This window comes from Allolucifera butyrica (assembly GCF_900476375.1).
GTDB lineage: Bacteria > Bacillota > Negativicutes > Sporomusales > UPPP01 > Lucifera > Lucifera butyrica.
Genome location: NZ_UPPP01000102.1, coordinates 1 through 11,855, shown reverse-complemented (window position 1 = coordinate 11,855; position 11,855 = coordinate 1). Strand labels below are relative to the sequence as shown.

Annotated in this window: 17 protein-coding genes; 16 read left to right on the top strand and 1 reads right to left on the bottom strand. The window is 46.5% G+C overall.

What is annotated here, in order from left to right; genetic code table 11:
• Positions 1-530, top strand: a 530-nt coding sequence (locus LUCIF_RS20705; RefSeq protein WP_165866091.1) for a divalent metal cation transporter, incomplete at its 5' end; no start/stop codon positions are given.
• Between the two features lie 36 nt (positions 531-566).
• Here the strand turns inward: LUCIF_RS20705 and LUCIF_RS20700 are convergent.
• A complete protein-coding gene (locus LUCIF_RS20700; protein ID WP_207858209.1) occupies positions 567-1,460 on the bottom strand; it encodes a multicopper oxidase family protein in 894 nt (297 codons plus the stop codon).
• A gap of 258 nt (positions 1,461-1,718) precedes the next feature.
• Between LUCIF_RS20700 and LUCIF_RS26230 the strand changes: the two genes are divergently transcribed.
• From LUCIF_RS26230 to LUCIF_RS20630, 15 genes are all read left to right on the top strand, one after another.
• Entirely contained in the window at positions 1,719-1,862 is a 144-nt protein-coding gene (locus LUCIF_RS26230) for a hypothetical protein (RefSeq protein WP_165866090.1), read from the top strand.
• Between the two features lie 52 nt (positions 1,863-1,914).
• Positions 1,915-2,562: a methyltransferase family protein gene (locus LUCIF_RS20695; RefSeq protein WP_122629741.1), complete on the top strand. Its 648-nt coding sequence runs from the start codon at positions 1,915-1,917 to the stop codon at positions 2,560-2,562.
• Positions 2,563-2,701: 139 nt separating this feature from the next.
• Entirely contained in the window at positions 2,702-3,397 is a 696-nt protein-coding gene (locus LUCIF_RS20690; protein WP_122629740.1) for a plastocyanin/azurin family copper-binding protein, read from the top strand.
• 42 nt (positions 3,398-3,439) lie between these two features.
• Positions 3,440-4,192 carry a PspA/IM30 family protein gene (locus LUCIF_RS20685; RefSeq protein WP_122629739.1) on the top strand — a complete coding sequence of 251 codons (753 nt, stop codon included), beginning with the start codon at positions 3,440-3,442 and terminating at the stop codon, positions 4,190-4,192.
• Between the two features lie 41 nt (positions 4,193-4,233).
• Entirely contained in the window at positions 4,234-4,890 is a 657-nt protein-coding gene (locus tag LUCIF_RS20680; RefSeq protein WP_126720614.1) for a hypothetical protein, read from the top strand.
• Between the two features lie 288 nt (positions 4,891-5,178).
• On the top strand, positions 5,179-6,576 hold the full coding sequence (gene lpdA, locus LUCIF_RS20675; RefSeq protein ID WP_122629737.1) for a dihydrolipoyl dehydrogenase: 1,398 nt from the start codon (positions 5,179-5,181) through the stop codon (positions 6,574-6,576).
• A 33-nt stretch (positions 6,577-6,609) separates the two neighbouring features.
• Entirely contained in the window at positions 6,610-6,984 is a 375-nt protein-coding gene (locus LUCIF_RS20670) for a hypothetical protein (RefSeq protein WP_122629736.1), read from the top strand.
• A 2-nt stretch (positions 6,985-6,986) separates the two neighbouring features.
• A complete protein-coding gene (locus LUCIF_RS20665) occupies positions 6,987-7,268 on the top strand; it encodes a 4Fe-4S dicluster domain-containing protein (protein ID WP_122629735.1) in 282 nt (93 codons plus the stop codon).
• Positions 7,268-8,140, top strand: a complete 873-nt coding sequence (locus LUCIF_RS20660; RefSeq protein ID WP_122629734.1) for a putative zinc-binding protein — start codon at positions 7,268-7,270, stop codon at positions 8,138-8,140. The genes LUCIF_RS20665 and LUCIF_RS20660 overlap by 1 nt, the downstream gene beginning before the upstream one ends.
• The gene (locus LUCIF_RS20655) at positions 8,118-8,528 is read left to right on the top strand and encodes a putative zinc-binding protein (protein ID WP_122629733.1); all 411 of its coding nucleotides are present in this window, start codon (positions 8,118-8,120) and stop codon (positions 8,526-8,528) included. The genes LUCIF_RS20660 and LUCIF_RS20655 overlap by 23 nt, the downstream gene beginning before the upstream one ends.
• Before the next feature lie 4 nt (positions 8,529-8,532).
• Positions 8,533-9,000 (top strand): putative zinc-binding protein, encoded by a 468-nt coding sequence (locus LUCIF_RS20650; protein ID WP_122629732.1) that lies wholly within the window; start codon positions 8,533-8,535, stop codon positions 8,998-9,000.
• Between the two features lie 239 nt (positions 9,001-9,239).
• Positions 9,240-9,665, top strand: coding sequence for an arsenate reductase ArsC (locus LUCIF_RS20645; protein ID WP_207858207.1), 426 nt, complete (start codon positions 9,240-9,242; stop codon positions 9,663-9,665).
• Positions 9,662-9,961 carry an ArsR/SmtB family transcription factor gene (locus LUCIF_RS20640; protein WP_122629731.1) on the top strand — a complete coding sequence of 100 codons (300 nt, stop codon included), beginning with the start codon at positions 9,662-9,664 and terminating at the stop codon, positions 9,959-9,961. Before LUCIF_RS20645 ends, LUCIF_RS20640 begins: the two co-directional genes overlap by 4 nt.
• A gap of 16 nt (positions 9,962-9,977) precedes the next feature.
• Positions 9,978-11,036, top strand: a complete 1,059-nt coding sequence (arsB, locus tag LUCIF_RS20635) for an ACR3 family arsenite efflux transporter (protein WP_122629730.1) — start codon at positions 9,978-9,980, stop codon at positions 11,034-11,036.
• Positions 11,037-11,213: 177 nt separating this feature from the next.
• Positions 11,214-11,681, top strand: a complete 468-nt coding sequence (locus LUCIF_RS20630; RefSeq protein WP_122629729.1) for an arsenate reductase ArsC — start codon at positions 11,214-11,216, stop codon at positions 11,679-11,681.
• The last annotated feature ends 174 nt before the right edge of the window (positions 11,682-11,855 follow it).

Below are 11,855 nucleotides of genomic sequence, written 5' to 3'. Positions count from 1 at the left end.
AAATTATTATGGCGGTTGTCTTGATTCTTACCGCCGCTACAATCGGGCAGGCAAATCCGGACACTCCTTTGTCCAGTGTACAGCAGATTGCCCAAGCCCTGGTACCGTTTGTGGGCAGTTTTGCCGGCAAAGTGTTTTTCGCTGTTGGCGTAACTTCAGCGGCCCTGATTGCCGCCATAGTAGTATCTTTGGCAATGTCCTGGGCGTTTGGTGAAGTGCTCGGAGTCTCATGCAGTTTGAATTGTTCCTGGAAGCAAGCCCCTGTATTTTATAGTTTTTATAATGGCGGGATTGTTATAGCAGCACTCTTTGTTTTGCTTGGTCTGCCGTTAATTACGTTAACAATTGGGGTAGAAGTAATGAATATGTTTTTATTACCCATTGTTTTAGGTTTCTTACTTGCCTTGGGGTGGAAGACGCTGCCGGAAAAGTATAAGTTAGAAAACTGGGAAAAGAAGGTACTGCTATTTATCTATATACTGGTATGCTCGCTAGGCATCTATACCGTTGTTGCTCAGTTTATGAATTAGGTGAAAGTAAACAGCAAAGACGTAGAAGCGGAGCCGTTAATCCGTCTGGTAACAGACGACGGTAAACATGCCGCCTGCCTGTTGCGTCATATTATTCGCGGTATGGTGGGGAATATGGCAATGGAACGGCCAAATCCCGGGATTATGGGCCATAAATTCAATATCCCAGGTTTCGCCGGATGCGACCGGTATGGTATTTTTTACTAGCTGAGAGCAGGCGTTCAGCTCATTGCCGTCAGCTGCTATCACCTTAAACTGATGTCCGTGTAAATGGATGGGATGGGTTTTCATTGCCGGGTTAGCCAGACGGATGCGTACTTTTTCACCGTAGCACACCGGCAGCGGCGCAGTGGCCGGAAAACATCGCCCATTCATGGTGAAGAACTGCAAGTCGTCACTCAAGGGATTCACCTCATAGCAGCCTGGCTTCAGCACGCCCATGGGCAGGCCTTTGACGGCGAATTCCTGCAGCATAATAAAATAGTCCCGGTCCGCCGTCTGACCGTCAGGGTCCAGTATAATGAACCCGCCGGCCAGGCCCATCATTTCCTGTTTGGCGACATTGAAATGAGTATGATACATATGGGTTCCCGGCGGGTTAACAATCTGAAACTGATAATCAAAGTATTCGCCGGGTTTGATGAGGAGCGAAGGGTTTATATCCGGTGCGTCGTCCATATCGTTGGGCACATTCATACCATGCCAGTGGATCGCGGTAGCTTCCGGCAGCGCGTTATACACACGAATGCTGACATAATCACCGGGAAATACCTGAATCGTCGGTCCAGGGATACTGCCGTTGTATCCCCAGCCCTGAATCCATATTCCCGGCAAAAGTTCCTGTTTTACCGGTTCGGCCATCAGCTCAAAACATTTTACCCCTTGCCGTATCACAACGGGCAAATCACATAGATCGGGACTTATGACCACTTACTGTCACTCTCCTTATGCATTTACCCTATCCTATGCACATAGTTAACGGGCGCGAACACCAAAAAAATTTTGCCATCCAAATAATAAACGCCGGAAAATCCAAGATGGGTTCTTCCGGCGTTTACCATTTTTGTTTTTCTCTATGCAGTTATTCAGTAAAAAACAGAACTTCTTCACAGGTTCTTCATAGCTTCTTCATAAAGGATTGGTATTATAAAAAAACGATATAGTTCAAAACATACAGGGGGAATAACGATGCAACCCGATAACAAGAATCAGCAGTCGGATCTTAATGATGCCGGAGAATACACACTTGGACAGCAACACTTTTTAAAATGGTTGCAATGGGCCGCTATCATAGCGTCATTTATCGCTATGATGTACGTTATGCATGGTTAGTGCTAAAAAAGTAGTGAAACAAGAAAAATGTCGTCTGGAAAGGAACGATTAAATGAGACATACGTTTGATTATGGATTCTGGAATATTGTGTTTATTAATTCATTGATCTTTATTATCTTCGCCTTTAGTTTTGCGCGTCCCCGTTCATTACGGGACTGGCGCACGTTTGGAACTTTTTCGGCGTTTATTGTGGCCCTATTCACCGAAATGTATGGCTTCCCGTTAACCATCTATTTGCTTTCCGGCTGGCTGAGCAAGCATTATCCGGGAATCAACCTGTATGGACATGACGCCGGACATATCTGGTATACATTACTGGGATTGCATGGTGATCCGCATCAGAATCCGGTACACGAACTGAGTAACTGGTTAATATTAGGAGGTCTTCTTTTCTTGGCCTTTACCTGGGTCTTCTTATATTGGGCACAGCGTAAGCGCAAAGTGGCAACAACCGGACCGTATTATTTTATAAGACATCCGCAATATGTGGCCTTTATTGCTATTATGACCGGATTTCTTCTGCAATGGCCGACCATACTGACCCTGCTTATGTATCCGGTATTGGTGACAATGTATGTGCGTTTGGCGCGGATTGAAGAGCGGGAAGCAATTGAACAATTCGGTGAGGCTTATGTAAGGTATGCGGCAGTAACTCCGGGCTTTTTCCCACTGCTTTGGCGGCGTAAGAATGCCGGGTAATACGCTTTATCCTTTCATAAGTATTCTAGATTAGTATTCTAGATTTCACAAATTTTTCACAGGATCTCCATAAAATATGCATAATGTTCTGCTACGATTGAGACATAAACTTCAACAAGCATATTAGGAGGACAATTTTATGAACAAGAAAAACTGGATTCTTGCTTTTTCACTAATTGGCGCCTTGGTCGTTGTTTCCGTTTCCGGGATAGCGTTACCTTTCCATTTCGGGACACCGGTTCAGGCTGAATCCAATCAAGTGAATAATGGCTATGGCGGTTACGGGATGATGGGAGGAAGTAACAGCGGCATGATGGGTGGCAACTCCGGAATGATGGGTAGTCAGTTCGGCGGTAATAATGGTGTAGACTTTAGAAATAAACAAAGCGCCGACAGGGATATGAATGATTCCCTAACGAACGCAACGGTTGATAAGAGCGGTAATACCATAACCTATACCGGCAACGCCGTAAAAATTGTAATGCTGGGCGGACCCGACTACGCAGACGGAAAATTTGTCATTGGCGGATTGGTCAACCCGGACTTGAAGATCCCTCAAGGGACCAAGGTCACGCTGGAAATGATCAATGAGGATGAGGGAATGCCCCATGGAGTTGAAATTACTTCCGCTGCCCCGCCCTATGATTATATGAGCATGATGCAAGGCGGAGTTTATCCGGGGTCCTTTATTCATCCGGTTCAGGAAGCCTCGTCTGACCAATATCCGACAGCCACGATTTCCTTTGTGGCAGATCAGGCAGGAACGTATTACTATATTTGCCAATACCCGGGCCATGCTGAAAAAGGCATGTACGGAAAAATTATTATTGAATGATAATGCAATGGATTAGTTAATTAACACAAGGGAGGAAATACCATGGATCTGTTTAACCGCCTGAAAAATTTGCTCGGGGCGAAATTGGAAAAAGGAATGGACTCTCTGGAGAGTCCTGATGAAATGTTGGATTATAGCCTGGTAAAGATGGAAGAAGGCTTACACGCTATGGCTGCTAATGCCGTTCAGCTCGGTACATCCAAGAAGGAACTGGAGCTGCAGCGCGATACCCTGCTAAAAAGCGCCGGCACTTACGAAGGACAATCGCGAAAAGCCCTTGAACTGGGGCAGGAAGATTTAGCGAAAGAAGCCATCCAAAGAAGACTGGAGACGGAACAACGCATAAAAAGTCTGGACGTTCAAATCGCAGACATGGACCAACGCCTGCAGGCTGTTGCCAGAAGCCAGGAAGAATTAAAAGAAAAAATCCGTATATTTAAAGGCAAAAAAGAAGAGCTAAAAGCTGTTTATTCCGCTTCCCAGGCACAGTTAAAGGTCAAGGAACTGATTACTTCTCTTGGTAATGAATCGGAAACAATCGGAAAAACGGTAGAGCGGGCCGAAGCCCGGATTCAGGAGGCTCAGGCCAGGGTCATGGCGATTGATGAATTAGTCAGTAAGGGAGTCGTCACCGAGGTGTTTTCCGACCATAAAGACGATGTAGAATACAAACTGAACCAATTGAGTATGAATGCCACTGTGGAAGCAGAACTTATTAAATTAAAAAAAATCTGCATCCGGACACCAAGCGGCCCAAGCGTAGAAGGACAACCTTTCAACCGGATAACACGTTAAGGAGGAACCAAGGAATGTGCGGAGGAGGCCGAATTTGGGAGATGTTTCTAAACGGTGGTTGTTGCGGTGGTGGAAATGATTTTCCGCCACGCTATCATGAGGACCGTCATAATAATGAACGGGAAGTATTGCTCGAAGAAATCCGTAAGTTATATGCCAGAGGAATGATATCGCAAACTCAGTATTGGAACGCAATGGAACAGCTTAACAGGGGAAGATTTACGCTAGATGACCTTTGGGAATTGCGAAACGGCGGTAAAATAGAACAAACATTGCCGCCAAGGAATGATGAAAGACCAAAAAATGATTCGCCGGCAATGTCGTCTGATATTCAATCACAGCTTCAATTTTTGGAACAGAAAAAGCAAGAGGTCTTTAAAGCTAAAGAAGAAGTTGCTAAGTTAATGGAAGGCATCAACCAGTCCGTAAAGAAACTCAAAGAAGAAATGGCTTTCGATGAGCAAATGGCGAAACAACTGGTTGAATCCGATGAGGCGCAAGCCCGCGCTTACCTTAAACAGCGTCAGGAAACCGGAACACAAATGGCAACGATGGAAGTACGCCTGGAACAGTTGAATGAAGATATGAAGCAAATGGAACAAATGGAAACCCGCTTGAACGCCAAGGCCCTGGAGCTAAAAGCATTGGGACAGCGTGAGTTGCTGGCAAAATTAGAGGGTGATATAAAAAATATATAACTTATAGTTTATTGAGCGGCATTCTTACAGAGAGAGCCGCTTTTTGTATCGCGCGATGGTTATAAAAAAATATGAGGAAATTGCTAAAAAATGGGCTTTCAATACGTAGCAAGCGGGCCGCTGGTTAGAAGTTCTTATCATGCCGAAGATGGGTATAACTATATAAAAAATAAAACTGAATGGTGAATTGACAGACAGCGCATTCAGGAATATGATGATATTAAATATATTAATATTTTATAAAATGATTATATAATAATTTGAACTGTGTTTTTGAGGTGAGTAAAAATGGCGCAGGTGCATGAGGTAACGCTGGCCATTTTGGGCGGCGGGCCGGCCGGTTATCTGGCGGCCGTGCGGGCGAAACAGATGGGAGCGAGTGTCGCCATTATTGAGAGGGAAGAGTTCGGCGGTGTCTGCTTAAATCGCGGTTGTATTCCCACCAAAGCGTTATTGCGGACGACCGAACTAACCAGTATTTGTTGCCGGGGGCAGGAGTTCGGCGTCCAAGGACAGCCATCGATCGTATCATGGCCAGCAGGTCACCGGCGGAAAGAGCGGGTGGTCAAGAGCTTACGGCTAGGCGTGGAGCATCTGTTAAAACATGAGCAAATTCACATTATCCGGGGGCAAGGCAGCATTGTAGATCCACAGTGCCTAACGGTTGAGACAGACAATGGCGTGGAGGCCGTACACTGTCAAAAATTGCTGGTGGCCACCGGGTCCGAGCCGGTACGGCCGCCGATTGCCGGTATTCAATTGCCAAGAGTACTCACTAGCGATGAACTGCTAACACTGGAGGAAATACCGAAGCGCCTGGCAATTATCGGCGGTGGGGTAATTGGGCTGGAGTTTGCGCAGATGTTTAACAGATTGGGCAGTAAGGTATCCATTATTGAAATGGCTAGACAGCTACTGCCACAGGACGACAGTGAAATGGCCGGGGAAGTGCTTAAAATTTTAAAACGGCAAGGCGTCCAAGTATATCTGGCCGGCACAGTCACTGAAATTGCCGTCGCCCAGGCGGGAGTAGCAGTCAAATTTCAGTTTCAAGACAAAATTATCTTAATGGAAGCTGACTATGTGTTGCTGGCGACCGGACGAAAACCGGTGGTGCCGCCAGAACTGGCTTCTCTTAGTGCGGCTATGAGTGCACAGGGTGCGCTCATTGTGAATGAACAAATGGAGACCAATGTTCCGGGTATCTACGCGGCAGGTGATGTAACCGGCGGTAAGCTGCTGGCGCACAAAGCCTATATGGAAGGCCGGATAGCAGTGGAAAATGCCCTGGGTTTTCCCCGGATTATGAATGAACAAACAGTTCCTTCGTGTGTATACATACAGCCGGAACTGGCAACCGTTGGGCTCAATGAAAGCGAAGCGGCGGCACAAGGGCGCGAGGTAAGGACCGGACGGTTTTATTTCCGTAACAATGGCCGGGCGTTATGTCTAGGGGAGCGGGAAGGGCTGGTGAAGGTAGTGACCGACAGCAGGACTCATATTGTCTTAGGCGGACAAATTTTAGGACCGCAAGCGACCGAGCTGATATCCGAGTTGACTATAGCAGTGTCGTTGGGCCTTAAAGCGGATGTGTTGGCCGACCTTGTACACCCGCATCCTGCGTTAAGCGAAGCGGTAATGGAGGCTTGCGCCGATGCGGTGGGCCGGGCCATCCATAAAGCATAATCTAGATTTCAATTTTGATAGGAGGTTTTCATTATGGGAGACGATGAGAAAAAATTACCCGGTTTTATCATGTGTGTTTGCACCGGTAAATGCCCCGGTTTTAGCAAAATGGACATTTGGGACTTTATTAATCAGGTGCGGGTGGAAATGCCGGTAGAATACGGTTTTATTCACCCTCAACTCTGCGAAGAAGACGGCGACCGTTTTTTAGCCGATATGCTGAAAGCCGACCGTCCGATGGTGATCGGAGCTTGCGCCAGAAATATGCAAATCAAGATGTTCCGGGACGCCTTTAAGGCAGCCGGGCTGGATATTAACAAAGATTTGGTGCCACTCGATATCCGGGATATGACTACCGAGCAGGCGGTAGAAAAAGTCGCTAAAGCGCTGGAAGAACTGGAGGGTTAACGTTGAGCGAAGAGACTTTTATGGGTGTGCCCCGGGAAAAAATTGACTGGAAACCAACAATTGACTATGAAAAATGTAACTACTGCATGGAATGTTTCAATTTTTGCCCCCATAATGTTTATGAGAAAAGAGAAAACGAAGCAATTAAATTGGTTGTTAAAAATCCTCATAACTGCGTGGTGTTTTGCCGCGCCTGCGGTAAAACATGCGGTCCCGACGCCTTGTCTTTTCCCAATAAAGTCGAAGTGACGAAAAAGATTAAAGCCATGCGGGAGGGAAAGTAATGACTAAAAAATATGCCGTTCTGCCCTGTAATGGGTTGGACAAATGCGCTGGCCAAATGGCCAGGGAAATTACTTTAGCCATTTGTGAAAAAACAGGCAGTGAACTGATTTGTCCGGTATTTTACCGGGTGGCTGACGCCCGGTATGACAAAATTGTCAAGGAAAATCCACTGTTCGTAGTGGATGGATGTCCAACCCGCTGCGCTAGTAAACTGGCCGCTGAGAAGGGATTGAAAATTTACCGCAAAATTACGGTAACGGAGGAAGCGCAGCGGCATGGTATACAACTTGCCGGTGCGTCATTGCGTCTGGGAACAGAAGCGCTGACTTTATGTACAGAGTTGGCTGGTGAGCTTGTAAAAGAGGCGGAAGTTCCAGCAGATATGATGGCGGAGACCATGTATCCGGTACCGGATACGTACATCACTCATACGAAAGATAAGTTTATTTTCCGGATTCCACCCCTAGGTTTTTATTTTACGGAAAACGAGTGCTGGGTGCAGCCGGTAGGCAACAGGGCGCGCATCGGCGTGACCGACTATATGCAGCAAAGCCTATCAGACATCATGTTTTTCACACCGCCGGTGGTAGGGGCCGAGATCGATCAATTTGGCGAGGCTGGGGATATTGAATCGGGCAAAGCTGTATTCGAACTGGTCTGCCCGGTAAGCGGCAAGGTTACAGCGGTCAATTCCGAACTACTAACTTCGCCGGAAATGATTAATGACAATCCGTATGAAAAAGGCTGGATTGCGGAATTGGAACTGACTAATTTTACGGAAGAGCAAGACTTTCTGCTAAATGCGGAGGATTACCTAAAAATATTAAAGAAAAAGGTGGAGGAGTTTCATGTCAACAAACGGCAAAGTTAAAGTGATCCCCTGCAGCGGCATGGGAAAGGTGTACGGCCTGATGGCCCGGGAAGCGGCGCTTCATACCGCGAGTTGTCTCTGTCCGGGACAGGCGGAAACCATGTGTCTGGCGTATATTGTTACCGGAGACGCTGCAGCCGAGGCCGGTATTGCTAACCAGCCCTGCATCACCGTTGACGGCTGCCCGGCCATGTGTTCCGCCAAAAGCGTGGGTGCTAAGGGCGGCGACATCAAAGCGGAGTTCAAAGTCCTTGATATAATGAAGTTGCACAAGGGCGCTAAACCGGGAACTGCTACCGAACTGACGGCGGACGGATGGTCCATTGTCGATGAGATTGCAGTTAAGTTAGAGGCGTGTATACTCGACATTCAAAGGGAAGGGAGATAGCAAGATGGCAGAAGAAACCAAAATCGGTGTAGTATCCTGCAGTGGGGAAGATTGTCTGGGGGGAACCATCTCCCGGTTAGCTACCCGTAAAATGATGGATGAAATTCGGCCCGACCATACAGTAACTATTTGTCTGCCGCTGTTTTTAGCCGGCGGCCAGGAAGAGCGAATGTTTGCCAAGGAATATCCGACCATTGCGGTAGACGGCTGTAGTAAGGCTTGCGCCAAACGGGCTACGGAAAAGTATAGCGGCAAGGTTAACAGTGTGGTGTTTGTTTCCGATTTAATCGGTGGTGAAATGGCCGAAAGCCCGGCCTTGTCTACCCGCGACTTGACGGCGGAGCATCGGGCCATGGTCGATAAAGTCGCAGCGGAAGTGACCAGGCAGTTTGATGTGATATTGAGCGCCAACTGTAAAGAGCCGACTGCTTCGAAAGCATCTTCTTGCGGTTGCGGCTGTAACTGCGGGTGATGAAAGGTAATATATTCCTGATAGCAAACTTGCGCCGAAGGCAAAGTTTTGCCTTTGGCGCAAGCCTAATAATTAACAAAAACTTTACTTACCGCTGGTTGCCCGGCGGATTAATTTGCGATAATATATAAACGTATTCGTGAATATAAATATGTAACAGAGGCAGGGATAGTAAGAAAGGATGGCGCCGTAAGAAAGTATGTAAGCCTTGAGTAAGCTAAAGATAAGGAGATGGTAGGATGCGAATGAAAAAGAAAGTATTATTTCTCTGCACGCACAATTCGGCTCGGTCCCAAATGGCGGAGGGACTGCTCCGGGCCATGTATGGCGACTGCTATGAGTCCCTCAGCGCCGGCACTGCACCGGGTAAGTTGAACCCATATGTGGTGAGGGCGATGGCGGAAATTGGTATTGATATTTCCGGCCATAGGTCTAAGCACATGAACGAATTCGTTGATCAGAAGATTGACTATGTTGTGACTGTCTGCGACAACGCGAAAGAAGCCTGTCCTTTCTTTCCCGGCGGCTCTCAGCACATTCACCATAGTTTTCTCGACCCGTCAGGTTTCACTGGTACCGAGGAAGAAATCCTGGCCGGTGTCCGGACCGTCAGAGATCAAATTCAACGCTGGATTGCCGAAACATTCGGTGCTGATAACCAATGACTGGTTTAGCGGATGTTTTCAAGGCCCTCGGCGACGAGACCCGGCTGGAGATTATCCATATGCTGTTAGGACGTGAAATGTGTGTGTGCGATATTTTCTCCGCAGTAAATATATCGCAGCCGGCAGTATCGCATCATTTAAAGGTTTTAAAACAAGCCGGCATTGTGTGCGATAAACGGGAAGGAAAATGGATTTATTACAGTATGAATCCGGAGGCCTTCGATCTAATTGAAGACTATATGAAAAACATACGGCCAACCCTGATGAAAAAAGAACGGTATCGCGATTGTGATTAAAGAAAGGGGCGTTTATATGGCAGCGAAAAAAAGACTGGATTTTTTCGAACGGTATTTAAGTTTATGGGTTGCGGCATGCATTGTAATTGGTATTATTTTGGGCAAATTGTTTCCGGGAGCGGTAGCCGCATTAAGCCAAATGGAGGTCAGTCATGTTAATCTGCCTATTGCAGTGCTTATTTGGCTGATGATTTATCCCATGATGCTTAAAATCGATTTTATGGCAATTTTGAAAGTCGGCGATAAACCCAGAGGACTGCTTATTACCTTGTTTGTCAATTGGGTAGTGAAACCGTTCAGCATGGCTTTTCTCGGCTGGCTGTTTTTTAAGCACATATTTATTGGCTTGATTGGCGACCAGTTGGCCAGTGAATACATTGCCGGCACGATTATTCTCGCGGCCGCGCCTTGCACGGCCATGGTGTTTGTCTGGAGTTACCTGACTGACGGCGATCCGGCCTATACGCTGGTGCAAGTAGCGATTAATGATCTGATTATGCTGTTTTTGTTTGCACCGATTGTTATGTTCTTATTAGGCGTATCGAATATTATTGTGCCTAAAGATGTACTGTTCATGTCTGTTGTGCTGTATATCGTTATCCCGCTTGTCGCAGGGTACCTGACGCGCAGAATACTGCTCAAAGCGCAGGGGGAAGATTGGTTCAACACTAAATTTTTAGCACCGCTGAAGCCGGTGACTATTATTGCCTTGCTTATGACGCTGGTTATCATCTTTGCTTTCCAGGGTGAAACAATCACAAGCAACTGGTTTAATATTGTGCTGGTTGCTATTCCGATCACCATACAAGTATATTTTAATTCTACGCTGGCGTATAGCTTGGCTAAATTGTTTAACGTACCGCACTCGATCGCCGCCCCGGGGGCGCTGATCGGAGCCAGCAACTTCTTTGAACTGGCGGTGGCGGTTACCATATCCCTCTTTGGCCTTAAGTCCGGAGCCACGCTGGCAACGGTTGTGGGTGTGCTGGTAGAAGTGCCGGTGATGCTGTCGGTATGCAATTTCTGCAACCGGACCCGGCATTGGTTCCCGCAGAATCTAAAGAAAATGGATTAAAAGGCAAACTGGCGGGAGTCTTTATTGGTCTGCCGGATTATTATAGGGGATAAATTCTGGGATTATAGCTGTGGATTTACAGAAGATTAATATAAATATAATATTTGATGTTAATGTATGGGCTACAATGTAATCAAGGTATAATTGAAATTCTATTTATGAAAGGCAGAGGTGTGTATGCGTAAGGACAAAATCATTATCTTATGCACGCAGAACAGCGCCCGCAGTCAGATGGCTGAAGCTTTTTTCAAAAAATACGGCAGCGATATTATAGAAGCTTATAGCGCCGGTCTAGAACCTACGGCAGTCAATTTATATGCCATACGGGTGATGGAGGAAGTTGGTATAGATATAAGTGGCGAGCGGTCGAAAAGTTTTCGTGAATTTTTAGGCCGCGTGCAGTTCGGGTATGTGATTGGAGTTTGTAAAAAAGCGGAAAAGCAGTGCCCGGTAATATTTCCCGGAGTGCGGAACTGCCTGTCCTGGCCTTTTGAAGATCCGGCGGCCTATGATGGAACCGAGGAAGAAAAGATGGAGAGATTCAGAAAAGTTAGAGATCAAATTGAAGAAAAGGTACGAACTTGGGTGGATGATTTCCGCCAGGGTCGGATTCATTGCCAACTTTGCAATGAACGTAAAGAATGATGACATTACCTGAATTTTTCGGTCTTCTGCATAAATGGTAAATAATAGTGCGATTTTTAGCGCGCCCATGGTCGAAACAACCGGCCATGGGTCTATTTATTTTCCATTCCTTTTTTATTCATGGAATAAATAATGGTATAAATATTTTATCCGACGGAAAAATTCGCTTGTATT